This window comes from uncultured Ruminococcus sp., from assembly GCF_946415235.1.
Taxonomy (GTDB): domain Bacteria; phylum Bacillota; class Clostridia; order Oscillospirales; family Ruminococcaceae; genus Ruminococcus.
The window spans coordinates 41,712-64,412 of record NZ_CAMKRR010000005.1; the positions used below are offsets into that span (position 1 = coordinate 41,712).

Genomic DNA, 22,701 nt, shown 5'->3' on the forward strand with positions numbered 1-22,701 from the left:
TTTCCGCGGCGTTAACTGTGGGGAGTGAAATCCTCACCGTAATTAAGTCCATAGCCCTTTTCAAGCCAGCATTCGTCAGTACCTATCTGCTTTACGGAGCTATACCACGGGCTCGGGAGCTTTCCGCTGAAATCAGCGCAGCCGCAGAGAACGTCAGATATTCCCTTGCCCTCAGAGCCGGGGAGATAACACATCACCACGCTGTCCCATTTATCATAGTCCTTTTCGTCGATAAGCACCTGTCTGCCCGCAATGATACAGGTAACAGTGGGCTTTCCGAGGTCCTCGGCTTCCTTGATAGCCTTGCGGTTCTTTTCAAGTCCAAGCTCGCCGCAAAGCTCAAGATCCTCGGTATCTCCGTTCCACTCGGAGTATACCTGTTCGCCGACAAAATTCACGACAACATCTGCGTTTACAGCTTCATCCGGATTGGTTATAACTGTGATGCCGTATTTCTCTGCATTTGCCTTGAAGGCTTCAAGGGGAGTTGTAACACCGGGGATATTCCTTGTGTAGCTCTCAGCCCAGTCGAGAGTCCAGCCTCCGCACTGTACGCTTGCGTCGTCGGAAGCGGGTCCTATGATATAAACGGAAGAGCCCTCCTTAAGAGGAAGCACATCGTTGTCATTTTTCAGAAGCACAAGGCTCTCCTCCACCATCTGCTCCGCGATGTCCCTGTATTCCTGTGAACCGACATCGCTCTGCTTTGTAGATATATTCTCAAACAGCGGATCATCGAAATATCCGAAATCCTTCTTGACCTTAATGATACGTGTAACAGCATCATTAACACGTTCTTCCGAGATATCACCGTTCTTTACGGCTTCAGCGATTATTTCCCTTGCCTCATCGAACCTCTCGGGCTCCATAAGCATATCAATGCCTGCATTTATGGCAGCGACCACCTGCTCATCATAGGTCTTGTCGGGAATATGCTGTATAGACTCCCAGTCGCTGACGATAAAGCCCTCAAAGCCCATTTCTTCCTTGAGCATCATGATATACTTCTTGTTTTCGTGCATCTTGACACCGTTGAGCATAGCATGGCTTATCATGATAGTCTGTGTTCCTGCGTCTATCATATCCTGATATACCTTGAGAAGCTTTTCTATCTCTTCGTCTGAAAGAGCAGCCTCGCCTCTGTCAATAAGATAGCCGCCCTCACCTGTGCCGTAAGCAGCACTGCCCTCTCCGAAGAAATGCTTTGCACATGAGATACCGCCGCCGTCGATATAGCCCTTGATGTATGCAGAGCCGAGCTTTGAGATAATATCAAGGTCTGAGCTGTAGCACTCATATGTACGTCCCCAGCGTGGATCAACGGACTGAGTTACCACAGGGAAGAAATTCCACGGGATACGGCATATCCTTGCTTCATCGGCAACAGCCTGTCCCATTTTGTATGTCAGCTCCTCGTCATTGGCAGCTCCCACGCCTATATTATGGGGAAAGATCACCGAACCGAGACAGTATCCCACACCGTGAGAGTGATCGCTTCCGTAAACGAAAGGGATACCCGCTTCCGACCCGATTGCGCCTGTCTGGAGAGCGTTTATCATCTGCTGCCATTCGCTGCTTGTAAACTCCATTCCCGTATTCTCACCGAGGATGCTGCCGTAATCGTTTTCCTTCATTATATTTTCGGGATCTTCTTCTACGTGATATATGGCAGGCTGTACCATCTGAGCAGCCTTCTGTTCGAGAGTCAGCTGTGAAACGACCTCCTCGGGTGTCATCGAAGCATACTTCTGATATTTCGGCGTACCGTCGTCGGCTGTTGTTATTTCCTGTGCAGAGGTCGTTGTCTGTGTCTTATCGTCAGTATTGTTTTTTTCGGCACACGATACCGACGACAGAAGAAGTGTAAGCGGCAATAAAAGTGACAATGCTTTTTTCATGATCATTCTCCTTTTCATAAAAAATAGTTTGATAGTATTCCGTCTATAATTAAAAGTTGTTCCTATTATAGCACAGAACAAGCAAGAGTTCAATAAACAGGCAATGTCAATCATTTACAATTTGTTTACAATCCAAGCCGCACATTTTACCGTCTTAAAACGTTATACTATGCAGAAAGCACTTCCGTGCCGAAACAAAATTGCATATTTTAAGGAGGTATACTTATGAAATTCAGAAAGATGATCGCAGCAGCCGCTGCATTATGTATCGCTGCACCTGCCGCAGCAGGAGCTATGACAGCAATAGCCACCCAGCCCATAGACAAGGTAGTTGCAGGTGACGTAAATGTGGATTATATATTCAACCTCTCCGATATAGTACTTTTCCAGCGCTGGCTCAAGGGCGACAAGGACCTCTTTCCCGCTTACGGTGAACCGGGACCGGGCGCAGACGCTAACGATGACGGAAAATTCGATGTTTTTGACCTTATTGCCATGAGGAAGCTCCTCATCAGTGCGATTGACAAAGCTCCCGAGCCAAGCTTTGCTCCGCAGGCAAAGAACCTCTGTGCGGGCATAGAACAGTCACCATTGACGTCAGGTATAATCATGGAGGAGGGCTATCAGAATTATAAGGAATTCATCGACAGCCAGACAAAGTTCACAGTAGACCTCTTCCAGAGGACATACAGTGAAGGCAAGGGTCAAAACGACCTTATCTCGCCCTATTCCATAGTACAGGCTCTCGGCATGACCGCCAACGGCGCAGACGGCAAGACCCTTGAGGAAATGGAAAAAGTTCTCGGTGACGGTATGCCTATCGAAAGCCTCAACCGTTATTTCCGCGGCGAGCGCGAAATGACCGTGAATAAGAGCGAATGGGCTAAATGGTCATTCAGCACGGCCAATTCAATATGGGCAATAAACGACAGGAGCCGCATACAGGTGCTCCCGAGCTTTATACAGAACTGCGTGGACTACTACGATTCCGAGTTCTATATCGCTCCTTTTGACGATACCACGCTCAATGACGTAAACAACTGGGTAAACGAAAAAACCAACAAGATGATCCCGAAGATCCTCGAAGCCGTGGAAGACGACGACGTTATGTACCTTGTGAATGCCGTTGCTTTTGAAGCAGAGTGGGCTTCCCCGTATGAGATGATCAGCGACGGAAAGTTCACAGCAGCAGACGGTACTGTTCAGGAAGCCAAAATGCTGGAAAGCTACGAGACATACATCGGTGATGAAAACACAGACGGCATCGTTAAGGACTATTCAGGAGGAAGATATGCCTTTGCAGCACTCCTCCCCGATGAAAACACATCTATAGACAAATACATAGAGGAGCTCACTCCCGAAAAGCTCACAAATCTGCTCCAGAGCCGCTATGGCAAGAACTATCAGCAGGCAGACGCAAAGCTACCGAAATTCAAGTACGAATACGGTAACGAGCTCAACGACGAGCTTAAAGCTATGGGTATGTCCACTGCTTTCAACAGTGGTGCTGATTTCTCGAATATGTCAGCAATAGCCGATATCAATCCCCTTCATATCGGTTATGTAATGCACAAGACCTTCATCGACCTCGATGAAAAAGGTACAAAGGCAGCTGCGGCTACTATAGTTGTAATGAAGGACGAATCTGCTCCCATGAAGCCCGAGAAGGAAATAGTTTTCGACAGACCTTTCGTTTACTGCATCTATGATACCAAGACAGATATACCTATGTTTATTGGCGTACTTAATTCATTAAGTTAATTTTAAGACTTTTTTAAGTATTGTTTGCTATATTTATGTGTAAAGCCGTATCTGCACATAAACGGCAAAATCGTTTTCTCTTTGTAAGGGGGAAACTCAGGTACCGTATCTTCATGATACGGTTTTCCTGTATATAAGCACTTTTTTCATAAAAAGATAAAAAAATTGCCATATCGCCGCTTTTTTGTTGATTTATTCAACCTTCTATGATATAATGTATACTATAAGACTATTAACGAAGGAGGCGATCCTGTGTCATTTGATATAAATGAGCAGTACGATAAGATATACCGTTACTGCTTTCTGCGTGTCAGGCACAAGGAAACCGCCGAGGACCTGACGCAGGAGACCTTTCTTCGTTACCTCGAACACCCACATTACAACAGCGTTGACAAGACCTTGCAGCTGCTGTACACTATCGCGGGCAATCTCTGTCTTGATGAATTCCGCAAAAAGAAAACAACAGAGCTTTCGGATACGGAGGTATCTGCCGAAAACGTCGAGGACGACGTACTTTCGGGAGTTGACCTGAAACAGGCTCTGAACATGATCTCGGCGGAGGACAGGGAGATAATACTTCTGCGCTATGTCAACGAAGTGCCCGTGAACGTTATCGCAAAGCTGTATAATATCTCGCGCTTTGCTCTTAACCGCAGGATAAAGCGTATCCTCGGCGATCTGCATGAGTATCTGGGAAGGGAGGAGCTTATATGACCGATAAAGAAAAACAAGCTCTGAAGGAAGCCTTCGGATTTGAAGAGCCTGACAGAAAAGAAATATTTGCTCGGGAGTTCATAAAACTTGACAGCGGCAAAGCAAAAAAACCGCTGTTCCCCACTATTGTAAAATTTGCAGCAGCGGCTGCGGTCATGACAGCCGTTATCGGCACAGCAGTCACGATGCCGAAGGATATAAAGCACTTCGGAAACAATGACAATATAACCGAATTAACGGAAGCCGTGACTCCTGCGGACAGTGAGATAAAAGGAGAATCAGCATCGACTTCCGCAGCAGTTATCGCCAAAACAACATCAAAGGCTGCCGTTTCTACTTCAAAATCTTCAACAACAACAGTTTCTTCAGCAAAAGCCGCTGAGTCCACATCTGCCCCTGCACCGTCAGGAACGACCTCTTCGTCTCAGCACAGCGCAAACACCACGACGGCAGCAGGCAACAGCAAAAGCGAAAATATCACCACCACAACACAGTTAAGAGCAGACGAATCCAAAGACGAAACAGTAACAATTACAGGACGTGATATGACGGTATCCGTCGGTAAGACCTATCCCCTGCGGGATAAGCTCATAAGTGCAGATGCATTTATAATGAAGGAAGAATCCGCTCATAAGCCGGGGATATCAGACAGTCCTTCCGATAACGCGTTTCCGCCAAAAGATAGCGACAATTGCGGCATAAATATAGACATTTCGGAAATGTATGATAATTCCTGTGCCATAGTACTTGCAAATCTTGATGAAATAGTGTATACTTCTATAGACGGCAAAGCTTACACAGCCGAAAACATCAATGTTATAAGAGTTTACAAAGGCGATCTTGAACCAAATGACAGGATAACCGTATTTTTCGGCGGCGGCTTCATGCCTGCCGAGGAATATGCTGAGTTATACGGTTTACCTCCGATAGAAGATCAGGAAGAGTACTCCGTCAGAGTCGAGGGCGACAGCGGCGGCGAACAAAAACAGGGACAGACTTACGTATTCTTCCTGAAAAACAGCTATTATCCCGTTCCCGACGGAGCATTCGAGCCCACAAGCAGCGGAAATATGTCGGTTTATGAGCTTGAGGACGGAGTATGCACGGCTGTCGGAGACGGACGCTCATACTTCATGATCTCACAGGCAGAAAACGGTTCCTGAAAAAATACGCCGAAAAAATTTTTCGGAATTCCAAAAAACTTTTTTGATTTTGTGTCACATTTTTCTTCCCCGATTCGTATATTAATATGGAAACGTTAATAAATGAAAGGAAGTCTTTTTATGAAACATCACAAGCTTCTGAGCCTTATCCTTGCCGCGGCGATATCGGCAGGATGTATTCTTCCGCTGTCGGCAAGCGCAGCTGTAACAGGTGACATAAACGGCGACGGTTCAGCGGATTCGGCAGACCTTTCCCTGCTGCAGGGCTATGTTCTCGGAAAGGAAAAGCTAACGGAAACTCAGGTAAAGTCCGCCGATCTCAACGGCGACGGAAAGACAGATGTATACGACGTTGTGAAGCTGAGAAAAACTATCCTCGCTTCCGACAGGAGCATTTCCTTCACAGCTGTCTCCGACAGGCTGACAACAGGCTATACCGACGCTTTCAGAAAGCTCGGTACAAACGACGGAGGAACTGCGGTCACTTCGGCTGCCGAGCTGAAAAATGCTCTTTCGCCTTACCTGAACGAGACTCTCGTAAATAATTATCTTGTGAAGTACAACGATACATTCTTCGCAGGATCGGTACTCCTTGTAAAGCCCGTGTATCTTGCTTCTTCCAACTATCAGAAGAAAAAGATATACACCAACGCGGACTGCGGTTGCAGCACGAGCTATGCAGGAACCTATACCACGAAAAATGTTACTTCCTACCTTAATATAAGAGCAGAACACTCCTACACCTCGGAATCCATCGGAAGGATCCCGCCCAATGCCATAATCCCCGTAAGCCACGGAAACGGTCAGTGGGCGCACGTCACCTATGACGGAGTTTCGGGATATGCAAATATGGACTATATGCAGAAGGTCTCCGAACCTGCTCCGTCCTATGAATTCATTCCCGATATAAAAGTCGATGCAGTAAAGTATTCCGACGGTAAGCTAAGTATCACGGCAAGCGAGTACAAGTCCACCACAACAACGGATTTCGCACCCGCAATACTGATACAGACAACTATTTCCAGAAAGGACTACTATGCAGGCGGAACGGAATGGTCTGTTACGGTAACACAGCCCCCCGAGCTGAAATACGATTATCCCCTTGCCAAGGCCCGTCTTGACGCCGTAGGCTGGGATCTCCAGTCAGCATTCAAGTCGGCAGCTGCGACCACATATTACGGTCAGAAGCCGGATATGCCGCAGACCACAGACTACTCGCTCGAATGGTACGCTGATTACGGCTTCAAAAACGGCAAGGGCAACTGCTACGTTATGGCAGCAATGTTCTGTGAAATGGGAAGGCTTCTCGGATATGACATACATCTTATCTCAGGAAAAGTACCGCTCAAGGACGGCACTATGGGTCCCCACTCATGGACTGAGGTAATAATAGGCGATACGACCTATATTTGTGATCCTGATTTCGCACATGAAACGGGTCAGAACGGATATATGATAACATATGGTCAGTCAGGCACATGGAGATATGTAAAAGAACTCGTTATGGACTGATCAAGGAGGATAAAATATGAAAAAAGCAATCGCAACTCTCACTTTCATCGCAGCCCTCACTCTTGCAGGCTGCGGAAAAGTAACCCCTGCCGCTGATGTTGAACCTGCAACAACAGCTACCAAGGCAGCAAGCATCAAAATAGAGGATACTACCTCGGCAGACAAAATGAAGCTCATAGGTGACAAAGCCACAGGAACTTCTGTATTTGCAATAACTGTTGACAACAAAACAGGCAAATCCATCAAGGGCTTTACCGTAAAATCGGGCTCTGAGGAAAAGTTCCCGAAAAATATGCTTCAGAACGACGATACGTTCCTGAAGAACGAAAGACGTATGCTCTACTATGTTCCCGTAAACAGCGAGGGCTACGCCATCGGCAGCAGCGACGCCATCGCCAATGAGGAATACCTCATAAAAATAGATTTCAGTGATGATAAATCGGCAGTTCTTCACCAGTTCCCCTTCGGTGACCTTGAAGGCTGCGAGCTGCACCTTGACAAGGATATCGCCTATATCGAGTATACATCGAAGTCCGACCAGAAGGTCAGCACAAAGGAAGCCGAGACAATGATAGCTTCCGTGGAAGCTGAAAATCAGGCTGCAACAGAGGCTGACAAGGATGACGAGCCTGTATACACTCAGCCCGTTTACGATGAGCCCATATATACTCAGCCCGCAACAACTCAGTATATCGCTCCCGCAACAGCGTATATCGAGCCTACAACAGTCTACATAGAGCCTGCCACAGAAGCTCCCGCACTTACGGAAGCTCCGACCGAAGCTCCATCAAGTCCCGACGGCGGATGTATAGCAGGTCAGGGCGGCGGAGCACTCACATGGTAAACAATCGTGTGCTCTATCTGAGCCGTATAAAAGCACTTGCCTGTGCAGCCGTTGTTGTACTGCATACATTTTTCACAGCCGCAAATTATGCGGCTGTTCCGTATCAGCTCAATACCATGTCCGCCGTAAGGAACTGCATGATGTGGGCTGTACCGTGCTTTGTCATGGCTTCGGGAGCACTTCTCCTAAACAGTAAAAGAATACTGACATCGAAGAAGCTGTTCGGAAAATATATTCCGCGAATGGTGTTCGCACTCCTGATATTTTCGGTGATATTCTCGGTATTCGACGCCTTTACCACGGCACATTATACTCCCGCACAGACCCTCGGGGACATTCTGAGCGATATATTCCTCGGCACAGGCTGGCCGCATATGTGGTACATATACCTCATGCTGTCAATATATCTGCTGCTGCCGTTTTACAAGATGATATGCGACCATGCGTCCTCGGCACAGATAAAATACCTGCTGCTCCTATACACGATATTCCTCTCACTGATACCATTTATCGAGACCATATCGGGAAAAAAGCTTCCTTTCTATATATGCGTATTCAGCATATATCCCCTTTATCTTTTCCTGGGTCATGCACTCCATACAGGTATCATAAAGCTGCCCAAGAACGCCTGCGGTATCATGTTCCTCATATGCACGGGTATCACAGCAATGCTTACAGTATACGGAATGTCCGTCGCAAAAAGCTCACCCGAGACAAGCAGCAAGATAATATCTCTTCTCGGAGTATACTCCTTCCCCTTATATATAGCGGCTTCGGTAGGAGCATTCGGATATATACGCAAGACAAGAAATACTCCCGTGCCTGTTCTTGATACAATAGCCGCAGAGCTTGACAGCTGCTCATTCGGCATCTACCTTCTTCATATGGCAGTACTGAAGCTCATATTTGCGGTCATAAAGTTCGATCCGTTCAAACACGGCGGAACTATAACCATAATAGGCATATGTATCATCGCACTTATTATTTCATATGCGCTGACAAAGCTGCTCAAGCTCGTCCCATATTTTAATAAGATAATATGACAAGAAGCTCCCTTTCGGGAGCTTTTTAATACACAGAGGTGCAGCAATGAAAATCATAAACAGTAACGATCACGGTAAGTTTATAAAATATGCGGAGGAAATTGATATTTGCAGGGTGTTTCCTCTTTCCATAGTACAGAGATTCCAGAGCGGAAGCATATACACATCTGAAAACTGCGTTCTTTTCCGTCACAGGAACAACTTCACATTTCTCTCGGGAACTCCCGATGAAAATGAGCTCAGTGAGATACATGAGCTTATCCTCTCCGAAAACCTGAAATTCATCTGCAGCGATCCCTCACTGAGCGAAAGTATTTCTCAACTGGGCGCAGTTGAGCTAATTCCCCGTGATTTCTACAGCTACCCTGCGGAGACCGCTCCCGAACTCCAAATACCCGACGGGTTTATAATCAGAAGTATTGACAGGGAACTTTTTGACAGCATCACGGGCAGAGTTCCGCCGTCGCTCTACTGGGACAGCTGCGAACAATTCAGCAAAAACGGTACAGGCTTCTGCATAATGCAAGGAAATGAAGCCGCTTCATGGGCTTTCACCTCGGCTGTCAGCAGCGAAGAAGCCGATATAGGCATTGAAACAGCCGAAAAATACCGTCACCGCGGGCTTGCTCTTGCGGCAGCTGCCGCTGTGATAAGGGAAGTTCTCCCCGACCGCCGTCCCACATGGACCTGTCAGCGCTCTAACCGCGGCTCTGCACGTATAGCCGAAAAGCTCGGATTTGTCAGATCGTCGGAGTGTGTGCTGATAAGAAAGCCTCTTCCGTAACAGCTCAGCCTTTATCCGCATATAATAATGCGAAAGGAGTGGTTTTATGGAAACCGCCGAGATAATTGCCGTTTCAGTTGCTGCACTTCTGATACTCACCGAGATATTATGCCTTTACCTCTGCTCAAAGCTGAAAAGCAAAAACTGTCCCATGTGCATTATCATTCCCATACACAGGAATGACAGCAAATTCACCGAGCGCCTTGACTGTATAGGCTCACACATTGAGGAGGGCGACCCGCTCATAGGCAATGTGCTGCTCATGGACATTGACGCAGACGAGAAACAGATACAGCACTGCATGGAGTTCTGTCAGCGCTATCATGCCGCAGAGATAATACTCCCGAAGGATATCGAAGCCTCAGTGAAAAAACATTTGCATTTTGAATGAATTTATAGTATAATATAAGTTGAATGTTTATGTGCAGAGGTGAAAACGGTGGAGCATGAGTTTCTTCATATCGAAGGTACTGTGGAAAATGTGCTATACAAAAACGAAAATAATGGCTATATCGTTCTCGACCTTGACGCAGGAGGAGAGCTCATCACCGTTGTGGGAGAGCTCGGCGACATTGAGGAGGGCGAGGGTCTTATCCTCGAAGGCAGCTATATCACCCACCCCCGCTTCGGCACACAGTTCAGCGCGGTATACTGCGAAAGAAAGCTCCCCGAAAGTGTGGTAAACATAGAAAAGTATCTCGCCTCGGGAGCTGTCAAGGGCATAGGTCCCGGACTTGCAAAGAAGATAGTTGAGGTTTTCGGCGACCGCACTCTCGATATCATGGAGAACGCACCCTTCAGACTTGCTGAGATAAAGGGTATATCTCCAAAGAAGTGTGACGAGATAGCGGCAGAAGCGCAGAAGCTGTTCTGCCTGCGTAACCTTATGTCGTTTCTGTCACAGTACGAGGTCAAATCCCGATTTGCCATGAACACCTACAGAAAGTACGGCTCAGACGCCATGACGCTGCTTCGGGTAAATCCCTATCTGCTCTGCGGAGAGTACATAGACCTTGAATTCGCAAAGGCTGACACCATAGCCCACGATATGCACATCGCCCGCAACGACAGCAAGCGCATCATTGCGGGAGTTCAGTACATACTCCGCGCAAACGGCGGCATAGGCCACACCTGTCTCCCCCTCGAAGTGCTTGCAAAGAAAACTCAGGACACTCTCGGAGTATCGGAAAGCGATTTCTACAGCGCATACAACGCTGCACTTGACGATGACGAGCTCTTTGAGTATATCAAGGGCGATATCGAGTTCGTGTATCTCCCCGATTATTTCTACGCCGAGAGCTTCATTGCTGACAGGATACATATACTGAAGGACTTCTCCTCTCCCGAGGACTTCGATTATGGCACCCTCATAGATATCGAGGAAGAGGAGCATAACATAAAATACGAAAAGCTCCAGCGGCAGGCAATAACCACCGCTGTCTCACGGGGACTTATGGTGCTTACGGGCGGTCCCGGTACAGGAAAGACCACGACCCTTAACGCTATCATTTCCATATTTGAGAAGCGGGGCATGAAGGTGCTCCTTGCAGCTCCCACAGGCAGAGCCGCAAAGCGTATGTCGGACCTGGCTGGCTGTGAAGCCAAAACGATACACCGTCTGCTCGAAGTCGTATACGACTCGGGCGACAGGCTCACATTTGCTCATAACGAGAATAATCCCCTTGACTGCGACGTACTTATCATAGACGAGATGTCAATGGTTGACGTTGTGCTCTTTGAGAAGCTGCTCCGTGCCGTAAGGCTTGGGTGCAGGCTCATAATGGTGGGCGACAGCGACCAGCTGCCCTCAGTAGGCGCAGGAAATCTGCTTGGCGATATCATCGACAGCGGCATAGTTCCCGTTACCGAGCTGAAAGAGATATTCCGACAGGCTCAGCAGAGCTGCATAGTCACAAACGCACATAAGATAGTCGCAGGAGAATATCCCGACCTTACCCGCAAGGACAGCGACTTTTTCTTTTTCAAACGCAGCGACTATCAGCAGGCTTTGCAGCTCATAACTGACCTTGCAAAGACAAGGCTTCCCAAAGCGTATAACTACTCCCCCACCGAGGATATACAGGTGCTCACACCGTCAAGGAAGGGCGTTACAGGAACGGTAGAGCTCAACAAGCTCTTACAGGCGGAGCTCAATCCTCCCGCTAAAAACAAGCAGGAGAAAAAGGGCTACGTATACACCTACCGCGAGGGCGACAAGGTCATGCAGACGCGGAACAACTACGACATAACGTGGTCAAAGGACGGCGAACAGGGCGCAGGGATATTCAACGGAGATATCGGCCGTATCATAAGCATTGACAACAGAAGCTCCCTTGCAGTCATAGACTTTGACGGCAGAAAGGCTACCTACACCTTCGACCTTCTGTCTCAGGTAGACCTTGCCTACGCAGTGACCGTACATAAAAGTCAGGGCTGCGAATTTGAAGCGGTCATACTCCCCATAATGGGCGGCTTTGATAAGCTGTGCTACAGAAATCTCCTGTACACGGCAGTTACAAGAGCAAAAAAGCTCCTCATAATCATCGGAAGTGAGGAGAATATATATAAAATGGTAGACAACAACAAGCGCACGCGGCGTTATACCTGCCTGCGCCATATGCTCACAGGGCCTGCAAAGACAAGCTCCCCCTTTGAGCAGTGAGAAAGGAAAATAAAAATGGCAAATACTGATATCGGAATCGACCTCGGTACTTCAAATATCGTTATGACTATGGGAAACAAGGGCGTTGTCCTCAGCGAACCCTCAGTCATAGCCTACAACACAAGAACCGAAAGAGTCCTTGCAGTCGGAAAGGAAGCCTATGAGATGATAGGAAGAAATCCCGACTATATCGCAGTAAGACGTCCCATAAGCGAGGGAGTCATCTCCGACGACGACCTTACCCACAGCATGATACGCGAGTTCATCATAAAGGTAACGGGGAAGCAGCTCATGAAGCCCCGTATCGTTATCTGTATCCCCTCATTCATTACGGATATAGAGAGCCGTGCTGTTGTTGAAGCCGCAAAGAGCGCAGGTTCAAGGCAGGTATACCTCATACAGGAGCCCATTGCGGCAATGATAGGCGCAGGAGTGAACATAACAAAGGCAAAGGGACACATGATAGTTGATATCGGCGGCGGCACCACAGACGTAGCTATCGTTTCCATGAACGGAGTTGTAAGGTCTCATACGGTCAAGGTGGCAGGCAATGCCATTGACCGTTCCATAATCAAGTATATGCAGAACAAGTACAAGCTACTCATCGGTGAAAGGACTGCCGAAAAGGTAAAGATAGAGCTGTGCAACCTCTACGACCCCAGCGACGAGGTGACCTATATCGTCAAGGGCAGAAGTCTTCTCAAGGGACTTCCCGCACAGGTGCTTCTCAGCGAAACAGAGCTTTTTGAGGCTATAGAGGACGATACCTTTGCTATCATGGAGGCTATCAGAAAGGTACTGGAGGAAGCTCCTCCCGAGCTGGTGGGCGATATCTACGACAACGGACTTCTCCTTACGGGCGGCGGAGCGCTTCTCGGCGGACTCACTCAGCTCATAAAGCGTACTCTCGGCATTAACTGCAATATCGCCAAGGACTCCATTAACTGCGTGGCAAAGGGCACAGGCATGGCATTCGGAAGAATGACCACTCTCCTTGACGGCTTTGAAGCTGCTACGGTATATAAATACAGATAAGCAATCGCGGGCGCACAGTGTGCGCCCCTACAAATATCAAAAGGGCGGAAAAAATCCGCCCTTGTTAATTACTATGCACTTATCACTTTTCAAGCGAAACTATCTTCTCGGCAGCCTCTGTGAGCCACTCGCCCTCGAAGAGCTCTATCGTACCCTGATCGCAGAGCTTTGCAAGCTGAGGGTCAATGGGGAGCTTTGCAAGCACGGGGATATCGTACTGAGCAGCTATATCCTCGATATGGCTCTCGCCGTAGATGCTGTGGCGCTTGCCGCAGTCGGGACATTCAAAATAGCTCATATTCTCGATTATACCGAGTATGGGGATATTCATGAGCTTAGCCATTTTTACTGCCTTCTCCACTATCATGGAAACAAGCTCCTGCGGTGAAGTTACGATAACGATACCGTCAACGGGCAGGGACTGGAAAACAGTAAGCGGAACATCACCTGTTCCCGGAGGCATATCAACAACGAGGCAGTCAATGTCCTTCCATATAACGTCTGTCCAGAACTGCTTTACAACTCCTGCGATAACAGGACCTCTCCATACAACAGGGTCGGACTCGTTCTCAAGGAGAAGATTTATAGACATGATGTCAAGTCCCATTTTTGTTTTTGCGGGTATTATACCGAACTCGCAGGCATCAGCCTTCTGATGTATGCCGAAAGCCTTGGGTATTGAAGGACCTGTGATATCAGCGTCCATTATTCCGACATTTTTGCCAAGTCTCTGCATTGAGACCGCAAGCAGTGACGATACGAGGGTCTTGCCGACGCCGCCCTTTCCGCTGACAACTCCTATCACCTTGCCGATACTGCTCATGGCATTGGGCTTTTCGAGCAGGCTCTGAGGCTCTGTTCTGCTGCCGCAGTCGCTTCCGCAGCTTGAGCAGTCATGTGTACATTCGCTCATTAAAAACACTCCTTATGATATAATGATAATATTATACCACACAATTCAGAAAATAGCAATAGGATATTGACAAATGAATAACACAGTGATATAATTATTTAGAGCTTAGAACTTAGATCTGAGATCTTAGTTCTTAGTTCTGTATCTTCGGGGTTAGGTGAAAGTCCTGACCGGCAGTATAGCCTGCGAGCCTTATGGGTTGATTCGGTGAGATTCCGAAGCCGACGGTAAAGTCCGGATGAAAGAAGATGAGCCGCACTAAGTGCAGTATATGACTTCATGCCCCGGATTACGGGGCTTTTTCTCTTTTCGCCCATACAATTATCACTAATTAATATACACTACTATCAGGAGGAACTATGACTCAGGAAGAATTTATGCACGAAGCTGTACTGCTTGCCCGCAAGGGTATGGGCTTCACATCTCCCAATCCCCTCGTCGGCGCTGTCATCGTCAGAAAGGGCGAGATAATCGGCAGCGGCTACCACAAAAAATACGGTGACCTCCACGCAGAGCGCAATGCCTTCGCTGACTGCGAAGCACGGGGTATCGACTGCAAGGGTGCGGATATGTACGTGACCCTCGAACCCTGCTGCCATCACGGCAAGCAGCCCCCATGTACGGAAGCTATACTCTCACACGGCATAAAGCGTGTGTTCATAGGCTCGTCAGACCCCAACCCACTCGTTGCGGGAAAGGGCACTCAGATGCTCAGGGACAGCGGCATAGACGTTACTGAGGGAGTATTGAAGGACGAATGTGACGCTCTCAACGATATTTTCTTCCACTACATCACAACGGGCCTCCCCTTTGTGACAATGAAGTACGCAATGACTCTCGACGGTAAGATCGCCTGCTATACGGGCGACTCCAAATGGATAACAGGTGAAGCCGCACGTGCTTACGTACAGCAGGAAAGACTGCGCCACAGCGCCATAATGGTCGGTGTGGGAACTGTCCTCGCAGACGATCCCATGCTCACCTGCAGGCTTGAAAACGGCAGAGACCCCATACGCATAATCTGCGACAGTATGCTAAGAACTCCCCTTGACTGCAATATAGTAAAGACCGCAAGAGAAGTCCCCACTATAATCGCAACAGTCTCTGAGGACAGAGAAGCTGCCATGCGCTTTGAAGAGGCAGGCTGCCGTATTATAAAAACATCTCAGAAGAACGGCCGCGTTGACCTTAACGAGCTCATGAAGCTCCTCGGAAGCGAAAGACTGGACAGCATACTCCTTGAAGGCGGCAGCGAGCTGAACTGGTCGGCTCTCGAATCGGGTATAGTCTGCAGAGTACAGGCATACATAGCCCCGAAACTCTTCGGCGGCAGCGGAAAGACACCTGTAGGCGGCATCGGTGTCCCCTCTCCCTCGGAAGCTGTCATGCTCGAAAACACAAGGCTCATCAATATCGGCGACGATATACTCATAGAAAGCAGGGTGAAGAATGTTCACGGGAATAATTGAAGAGGTAGGCACTGTAAAAGCGGTTAAACGCTCGGGGACTTCCTCTTTTATTGAGATACAGGCGAAAAAGGTCCTTGAGGACGTTCATCTCGGTGACAGCATTGCCGTAAACGGCGTGTGCCTTACGGTAACTCACTGCGACGGAAGCATATTCCGCGCAGACGTTATGAATGAAACTCTCAGCCGTTCATCGCTTGGCAGCCTCACCACGGGAAGCCTTGTCAATCTTGAACGCGCAATGGCTGCAGACGGACGCTTTGGCGGACATATAGTTTCGGGACACATCGACGGCACGGGAACCGTCTCGGATATAAGGAACGACGGTATAGCCGTATGGTATACCATAACCGCTCCCCACGAGCTTCTTCGTTACATCGTTGAAAAGGGCTCTGTCGCCATAGACGGCATAAGCCTTACCGTTGCAAAGGTCACGGAGACTTCATTCAGCGTTTCCATAATCCCGCATACAGCTGCACAGACTATACTCGGAACTAAAAAGACGGGCGATATGGTCAATCTCGAAAACGATATAATAGGCAAATACGTGGAAAAGCTCATGAAGCCCGCGGAAGCTGCTCCCCAAAGCGGCATAACAATGGAATTCCTTGCAAAAAACGGTTTTTAAAAGGAGATAACTGATATGAAAGCATTAAAAGCAGCCCTTTTGTCAATGCTTGCAGCTGCGGCTCTTATGACAGGATGCAGCGACAGCAAGACAGACACCGATGTAGAAGTAGATATCGGGGATATAAAAGCCGATACAGATGTCAGCGTTGACATAAGTGACATAGAAAAAGATTACAAGACGAATCAGTTAACACAGATGGATTTCGTTTTCGATACGGACAAGAATGTTTCCGAGTTCGGTGTAAGCATAGACACGGGAAATATCACCATTGAATACTCCCGCGACAACAAGACGGGATTGTCCCTTGAATATACTGTTTATGCCGACACCGAAGAGGTCTGTAAGGAGGTAAAGAGCCATCTTAACGCCATTGCCGAGACCAATGGCAGCAGACTTGATATAAGGCTCATTGAGGACAAGACACAGGAAGATATCTCTTCATGGCTCAGAAAAAACATCCCCGACTGCCGCGTTGAGTACGACCTTTACATTACCGTTCCCGAGTTCGTCAGCAGCTTCGAGGCAAAAGAAAATGTGGGAAATCTCACCTTCGGCGATATCTGCGGAAAATTCAGCGGCATTGTCGGAGTAGGAAACATAACCTGTACGGGCTCGCAGTTCACGGAAAGCTCAGTTATAAAATGCGATACGGGCAATATAGCCATGTCAGACTGCATCTACAAGGCTGACACGGATATTACGGCAGATACGGGAAACATCACCTTCTGCCTGCCTCTTAACGGCTCGGGAGGAGCTGATATCAGCGTCAAGGCCGATACAGGCAATATCAAGATGACAGGCATAAAGAACTACGATGTCAAGAGCGAGAATAAGAAGGATACTTCCCACAGCCTGAGCATCGAGGTCGAAAACTGCAATATCGGCTTTGCAGCAAATACAGGCAAGATAATAATTGATAAGGAGTAATCTTAATGTTCCAGTACAACACTGTTGAGGAAGCCTGCGAGGCTCTCCGAAAGGGTGAGATAATCCTCGTTACAGACGATGAGGCAAGAGAAAACGAGGGAGACATGATATGCGCCGCACAGTTTGCGACTACCGAAAACGTAAACTTCATGGCGGCTCATGCAAAGGGCCTCATATGTATGCCCATGAGCGCAAAGCTCTGCGACAGGCTTCATCTGCCGCAGATGGTGGACTACAACACCGATAACCACTGCACGGCTTTCACGGTATCTATCGACCATACTGATACGACTACAGGCATCTCCGCCGAGGAGCGCGGATATACAGCCCGTATGTGCGTATCTCCCGATTCAAAGCCCGAGGACTTCCGCCGCCCGGGGCATATGTTCCCACTTGCGGCAAAGAATAACGGCGTTCTCGAACGCGAGGGGCACACGGAAGCAACTGTTGACCTTATGCGTATCGCAGGGCTTGAGGAATGTGGTCTCTGCTGCGAGATAATGCGTGACGACGGCACTATGATGCGAACTGAAGAGCTTCAGCAGAAGGCGCAGGAGTGGGGTATGAAGTTCATAACTATCAAGACGCTAAAGGAGTACAGAAAGGTCAACGATATTCTTGTGGAATGTGTGGCGAATACGAAGCTCCCCACAAAATACGGTGAGTTCAGAGCTCTCGGATATGTGAACAAGCTCAACGGCGAGCACCATGTAGCTCTCGTAAAGGGCGATATCGGCGACGGACAGGATATACTCTGCCGTGTACATTCCGAGTGTCTCACAGGCGACGCCTTCGGCTCACTTAAATGCGACTGCGGACAGCAGTTCGCAGCGGCTATGTCGCAGATAGAAAAAGAGGGGCGCGGAATACTCCTCTATATGCGTCAGGAAGGACGAGGCATAGGTCTTATCAACAAGCTCCGCGCCTATGAATTGCAGGACAAGGGCATGGACACCCTCGAAGCGAACCTGGCTCTGGGATTTCCGGGAGATATGCGCGAATACTACATCGGAGCGCAGATACTCCGCGACCTCGGCTGCAAAACACTGAGACTGCTGACAAACAACCCCGACAAGGTGTACGGACTCAGCGGCTTCGGACTGGAAATAAAGGAGCGTGTGCCAATACAGGTGGACGCTACCGCCTACGACCTGTTCTATCTAAAAACGAAACGCGACAAGATGGGACATATTCTTAATTACTGAGGTGTTTATCATGAGTACTTTTTTTACAGTCGTTCTTATCATTCTCTGTGCAGTTGTTCTTGTATATGATATATGCTGTTTCATTTCATGGTCAAGATCAAAGGAAAAGGCGTTCATAAGCAATATCTGGCCGTTCGCTGTCATTCTCATTATCGCTGCCTGCGGTCTGCTTTTAAAAAATTCCCTCCATTCCATTCTGCTGACATCAATTGCGGTACTTCTTATCCCACTCAATATCACCTGTCTTTCACCCGAAGGGATCAGAACTGCAATTTTTTCAAACAAGGGTATTTCTCCAGTACAGAACCTGAGCTATGAATACGGCAAGGGACTCTTCGGTATGGAGAAGCTTGATCTTTTCCTGAATGACAAGAAGTTAGCACAAAGCTTCAATCTCGGCATAAAAAAGATGAAGACAGTAAAGATGCTGGCTGACTGGTACGGCAAGCACGGCTACGAAAACCCGCTCACAAAGTAAAGGAGCTGTATCATGACTACATCGAGGATCATCTCAATAGTGATACTGTGTGTTGTGAGTGCAGTATTCGTTTTCGGCATTATCGGCTACTTTATATTCAGAAGCCGCGTAAGCTCCAAAAAAACTGCCATAAAAATAAAAAGGCAGCTCAAAAAGAACGCTGTGTGGTGGGCTTCCTGCTGGGCAGCATGGCTCGTTATCGGCTTCCTCTACTGGAACGCTGCAAGAGCAGCTCAGGCTCACGAAAAAATGACGGATTATGCCATACTTTTCGCGGCAGGCATACTAATCACCATACTTCTGCTGCTTGACTTTTTCATCGGCAAATATTCATACATCACTTCTCAGAGAGTGTATTTTCCCGATAATTTCGGACTTGCACGGCAGAAGAAAAAGATAATGTACAAGCTCACGGGAAGCACCCTTAAGCTCTGGTTCAACAACGGCATCATGCCGAAGGTATTTGATGTCGTTGAAAAGCGTGAAGAGCTCGAAAAGCTTCTCAGAGACAACTATAAGATAAACAAGGTCTCAAAGGATTAATGAAAGGATGAATATTTATGAAAACTTATGAAGGAAAACTTGTCTCAAAGGACGTAAGGATCGGTATCGTTGTAGCTCGTTTCAACGAGTTCATCACATCAAAGCTCCTCGGCGGCGCAGTTGATACTCTCAAGCGCCACGATGTAAACGAGGGAGCTATAGACATTGCATGGGTACCCGGAGCATTCGAGATACCGCTGATAGCTTCAAAAATGGCAAATTCGGGCAAATACGATGCTGTAATCTGCCTCGGCGCCATCATAAGAGGAAGCACCTCTCACTATGACCTTGTCTGCAATGAAGCTGCAAAGGGCATAGCTCAGATATCCCTCCAGACAGGCATCCCCGTTATGTTCGGAGTCATTACAACCGAGAATATCGAACAGGCTATCGAACGTGCAGGCTCAAAGGCAGGCAACAAGGGCAGCGAGTGCGCTGAGGGAGCTATTGAAATGATAAACCTCATAAAAGAGATCGAGGCATAATGACAAATCTTATATTCGACTACGACGGAACAATACACAACTCCATGCTCACCTATGCTCCCGCATTCCGGGACACTATGAAATGGCTCTCGGATAATGGCTATATCGCCGAAAAGGAGTATACCGACCATGAGATAAGCTGCTGGCTGGGCTTCAACTCAACCGATATGTGGAACGCCTTTCATCCCGAGCTTGATCCCGAAATACGCGAAAAAGCTCGTCTCATGCTGGGAAAGGATATGGCAGAGCGTGTTGACAGCGGCGAGGGAGCCCTTTACGACGGAGCTGAGGAAGTCCTTTCGGAGCTGAAAAAAAGCGGCTATACTCTGATATTCATGAGTAACTGCCGCTTTCACTATCTTGAACGCCATAAGCGTGTATTCGGGCTCGACCGATTTTTTGACTTTTTCTACTGCTGCGAGGCCTTTGATTTTATCCCGAAGTATGAGATATTCCGTAAAATAGCTCCTTCTCACTCAGGAAGCTTCACAGTTATCGGAGACCGCTTCCACGATATAGAAACTGCCGCCCGCAACGGACTTTCGTCCATAGGCTGCGCCTACGGCTTCGGCTCACGTGAGGAACTCTCACAGGCTGATATCATCGTCGATCATATAAAAGATATACCCTATGCTGTAAAACAGCTCACCGACTGAAAGGAAGTTCCCGAAATGACATTTTCACGCTGTATCTCCTGTGCAATCGCTTCGGCAATAGTGTTATCATGCTGTTCCTGCTCGGATATGAACGACTACACATCACGCTCCTCACGCATCACAGACAGCGAGACGGAATACACGACTGTACAGCCCGTGGACGAGAGCAAGGACAGCTCCGATGCTGACGGTACAGGTTATGAAATGCTCGAAGCAGTAAGCGCAGATGTTGAACAGCTTATAAACGACCTTGCAAAGCCCCATAACAAAGACACCGTACAGTCTGATATTGACAAGCTCCTTGATATGTTCGATATCATTTACGAAAAGCGAACTTTTGCCTCGGTGGATTTCTACAGCGATTATCAGAACAGTGAGGCAAAAGCTGCATTTCAAAGCACAGAGCATCTCTTCTCAATTGCCGAAGCCCTCATTTCCTACGGCTTTTTCTGCGGAACGGAAAGTCAGTACAATGACCTGTTCAAGGACATAACTCCCCCCGAAGCAGCAGCGCTCTACGGCGGCGGGGATTATGATCTCGAAACAGCCCGTGCGGAAGCCGAATCGGCATACCTCGATGACGAAGAGAATATGAACCGATACTATGACATCGTTGATGATGACACTCTCAGTATGGACGAAAAGGACCTCCGATGTGCGGAAATACTCATTGATATGCTTGCTGACGAAACTCCCGAATCATTTTACGATGATTACTACAGGGATTACACAGGCGATGAGATATTTGCGCTCAGGGAAACGGTGACAAGCAATATCATTCCCGCATATTTTGACCTCAGAGACAAGTATCTGGATACATGGCCTTTAACTCGATATGCTCATGAAGAGCTTTCGGAAACTCCATTTGACGTTATCCAAAAGTATGCAGGCAGTCTTTCCCCCGATATAAGGGAAAGTGCAGACCGCCTTGTAAACGAGAAGCTCTTTAAGATATGCAGCAGCGAAAAAGCTTTTGACATTTCCTTTATGGACGATCTTCCCGCGCAGAACAGCGCTTATATATTCATAGGTCAGCAAAGCGATGAAGATATTTTTTCTGCCGCGGTACATGAATTCGGTCATTTCCACGCCTCATTCTATGATGATACTCATGCTTTCCTTATGAAGGACAATTTTGACATTGCAGAGACACAGTCGCAGGGCATGGAAATACTTTTCACGCAGTTCTACGATGATATCTACGGTGATAATGGCCGCATGAACGGCGACCACATGAGACTATCCACTCTTTCTGATATATGCTACTGCGTATTCAGTGCCTTTTGTATAGGCTCATTTGAATACGAACTTGTATCGCGGATCAATGATATAACTTCCGAAGAAGTCGTCAGGCTTTTCAACAGCGCCTGTGACGATTCCCCTGTGGGATATCATCTTTCAGATATAGCGCATCTCTATGAGTGTCCGGGATATTATATAAGCTACGCGACTTCCGCACTTGCAAGTCTCGAGCTCTTTTTCGACCTTGCGGAGGATAAGGACAGGGCCATAGAAAAATATGAAAAAATGGCTGAAATATCCTGTTATTCGGGAGAATACACCTTCCGCGAAGCGCTGGACATATGCGGCTTTGAGGACGTAATTACCGAAAAGTTCATAACCGATATCTCAAAAAAGCTCAGCGATTATGCGCTGAACGTAAAAGCTCATTTATAAAAAAATGTATCAGTATAATGCTTATATAAAAGATTATAGTTATTTGTCGGGGAAAAACTTTCTGAGGAAAGGTTCCTCATCAATAGCCTCCAGTAACGCTTCTCTATAGGTGTCCCCCATAAAACAGTGCCCTTTTAATTTGTGAAAATTACGTTAATACGCTGTTAACTTATTACATGGCTGATTGACAATTATTCGTCAAAGTGGTATAATTAATGTGTACTAAATAACCGCCGTAAGGCGGTTATTTACCCGAACAAGGTTCGGGGAGCGCATATTCTTTATGTCAGGCTCATTTTTCACC

21 protein-coding genes and 1 riboswitch are annotated in these 22,701 nt (G+C 47.7%); of the genes, 19 read left to right on the forward strand and 2 right to left on the reverse strand.

What is annotated here, in order from left to right:
* Window positions 1-11 precede the first annotated feature (11 nt).
* Entirely contained in the window at window positions 12-1,898 is a 1,887-nt protein-coding gene (locus Q0R37_RS02535) for a glycoside hydrolase family 3 protein (protein WP_294750743.1), read from the reverse strand.
* A gap of 225 nt (window positions 1,899-2,123) precedes the next feature.
* Between Q0R37_RS02535 and Q0R37_RS02540 the strand changes: the two genes are divergently transcribed.
* The 10 genes from Q0R37_RS02540 to Q0R37_RS02585 all read left to right on the forward strand — a co-directional run bounded on the left by Q0R37_RS02540 (window position 2,124) and on the right by Q0R37_RS02585 (window position 13,416).
* Complete coding sequence (locus tag Q0R37_RS02540) at window positions 2,124-3,659, forward strand: serpin family protein (protein ID WP_294750745.1); 1,536 nt, start codon at window positions 2,124-2,126, stop codon at window positions 3,657-3,659.
* Between the two features lie 252 nt (window positions 3,660-3,911).
* On the forward strand, window positions 3,912-4,373 hold the full coding sequence (locus tag Q0R37_RS02545; protein ID WP_294750747.1) for a sigma-70 family RNA polymerase sigma factor: 462 nt from the start codon (window positions 3,912-3,914) through the stop codon (window positions 4,371-4,373).
* Window positions 4,370-5,536, forward strand: a complete 1,167-nt coding sequence (locus Q0R37_RS02550) for a hypothetical protein (RefSeq protein WP_294750750.1) — start codon at window positions 4,370-4,372, stop codon at window positions 5,534-5,536. The genes Q0R37_RS02545 and Q0R37_RS02550 overlap by 4 nt, the downstream gene beginning before the upstream one ends.
* 120 nt (window positions 5,537-5,656) lie before the next feature.
* Complete coding sequence (locus Q0R37_RS02555; protein WP_294750753.1) at window positions 5,657-7,048, forward strand: dockerin type I domain-containing protein; 1,392 nt, start codon at window positions 5,657-5,659, stop codon at window positions 7,046-7,048.
* A gap of 16 nt (window positions 7,049-7,064) precedes the next feature.
* Window positions 7,065-7,892 carry a hypothetical protein gene (locus Q0R37_RS02560; protein WP_294750755.1) on the forward strand — a complete coding sequence of 276 codons (828 nt, stop codon included), beginning with the start codon at window positions 7,065-7,067 and terminating at the stop codon, window positions 7,890-7,892.
* Window positions 7,886-8,935, forward strand: coding sequence for an acyltransferase (locus Q0R37_RS02565; protein WP_294750758.1), 1,050 nt, complete (start codon window positions 7,886-7,888; stop codon window positions 8,933-8,935). Before Q0R37_RS02560 ends, Q0R37_RS02565 begins: the two co-directional genes overlap by 7 nt.
* A gap of 46 nt (window positions 8,936-8,981) precedes the next feature.
* Window positions 8,982-9,719 (forward strand): GNAT family N-acetyltransferase, encoded by a 738-nt coding sequence (locus Q0R37_RS02570; protein WP_294750761.1) that lies wholly within the window; start codon window positions 8,982-8,984, stop codon window positions 9,717-9,719.
* A gap of 46 nt (window positions 9,720-9,765) precedes the next feature.
* Window positions 9,766-10,110, forward strand: coding sequence for a hypothetical protein (locus Q0R37_RS02575; protein ID WP_294750763.1), 345 nt, complete (start codon window positions 9,766-9,768; stop codon window positions 10,108-10,110).
* A 48-nt stretch (window positions 10,111-10,158) separates the two neighbouring features.
* A complete protein-coding gene (locus Q0R37_RS02580) occupies window positions 10,159-12,381 on the forward strand; it encodes an ATP-dependent RecD-like DNA helicase (protein ID WP_294750765.1) in 2,223 nt (740 codons plus the stop codon).
* Window positions 12,382-12,396: 15 nt separating this feature from the next.
* The gene (locus tag Q0R37_RS02585) at window positions 12,397-13,416 is read left to right on the forward strand and encodes a rod shape-determining protein (protein ID WP_294750767.1); all 1,020 of its coding nucleotides are present in this window, start codon (window positions 12,397-12,399) and stop codon (window positions 13,414-13,416) included.
* A gap of 82 nt (window positions 13,417-13,498) precedes the next feature.
* Here Q0R37_RS02585 and Q0R37_RS02590 read toward each other — a convergent pair whose 3' ends face one another.
* A complete protein-coding gene (locus Q0R37_RS02590; protein ID WP_294750769.1) occupies window positions 13,499-14,329 on the reverse strand; it encodes an Mrp/NBP35 family ATP-binding protein in 831 nt (276 codons plus the stop codon).
* A gap of 139 nt (window positions 14,330-14,468) precedes the next feature.
* A riboswitch (FMN riboswitch) is annotated at window positions 14,469-14,583 on the forward strand.
* A gap of 105 nt (window positions 14,584-14,688) precedes the next feature.
* Between Q0R37_RS02590 and ribD the strand changes: the two genes are divergently transcribed.
* Genes ribD through Q0R37_RS02635 form a run of 9 tightly spaced genes read left to right on the forward strand, consistent with a single transcriptional unit; the run spans window position 14,689 to window position 22,397 of the window.
* Complete coding sequence (ribD, locus tag Q0R37_RS02595; protein ID WP_294750771.1) at window positions 14,689-15,798, forward strand: bifunctional diaminohydroxyphosphoribosylaminopyrimidine deaminase/5-amino-6-(5-phosphoribosylamino)uracil reductase RibD; 1,110 nt, start codon at window positions 14,689-14,691, stop codon at window positions 15,796-15,798.
* Window positions 15,779-16,423 (forward strand): riboflavin synthase, encoded by a 645-nt coding sequence (locus Q0R37_RS02600; protein ID WP_294750774.1) that lies wholly within the window; start codon window positions 15,779-15,781, stop codon window positions 16,421-16,423. Before ribD ends, Q0R37_RS02600 begins: the two co-directional genes overlap by 20 nt.
* A 15-nt stretch (window positions 16,424-16,438) precedes the next feature.
* Window positions 16,439-17,353, forward strand: coding sequence for a hypothetical protein (locus Q0R37_RS02605; RefSeq protein ID WP_294750777.1), 915 nt, complete (start codon window positions 16,439-16,441; stop codon window positions 17,351-17,353).
* A gap of 5 nt (window positions 17,354-17,358) precedes the next feature.
* The gene (locus Q0R37_RS02610; protein ID WP_294750779.1) at window positions 17,359-18,558 is read left to right on the forward strand and encodes a bifunctional 3,4-dihydroxy-2-butanone-4-phosphate synthase/GTP cyclohydrolase II; all 1,200 of its coding nucleotides are present in this window, start codon (window positions 17,359-17,361) and stop codon (window positions 18,556-18,558) included.
* A 10-nt stretch (window positions 18,559-18,568) separates the two neighbouring features.
* Window positions 18,569-19,036 (forward strand): hypothetical protein, encoded by a 468-nt coding sequence (locus tag Q0R37_RS02615; protein WP_294750782.1) that lies wholly within the window; start codon window positions 18,569-18,571, stop codon window positions 19,034-19,036.
* A gap of 12 nt (window positions 19,037-19,048) precedes the next feature.
* Window positions 19,049-19,579, forward strand: coding sequence for a hypothetical protein (locus tag Q0R37_RS02620; protein WP_294750785.1), 531 nt, complete (start codon window positions 19,049-19,051; stop codon window positions 19,577-19,579).
* A 17-nt stretch (window positions 19,580-19,596) separates the two neighbouring features.
* Complete coding sequence (ribE, locus tag Q0R37_RS02625) at window positions 19,597-20,064, forward strand: 6,7-dimethyl-8-ribityllumazine synthase (protein ID WP_294750787.1); 468 nt, start codon at window positions 19,597-19,599, stop codon at window positions 20,062-20,064.
* The gene (locus Q0R37_RS02630) at window positions 20,064-20,720 is read left to right on the forward strand and encodes an HAD family hydrolase (RefSeq protein ID WP_294750789.1); all 657 of its coding nucleotides are present in this window, start codon (window positions 20,064-20,066) and stop codon (window positions 20,718-20,720) included. The genes ribE and Q0R37_RS02630 overlap by 1 nt, the downstream gene beginning before the upstream one ends.
* A gap of 15 nt (window positions 20,721-20,735) precedes the next feature.
* A complete protein-coding gene (locus Q0R37_RS02635) occupies window positions 20,736-22,397 on the forward strand; it encodes a hypothetical protein (protein ID WP_294750791.1) in 1,662 nt (553 codons plus the stop codon).
* The last annotated feature ends 304 nt before the right edge of the window (window positions 22,398-22,701 follow it).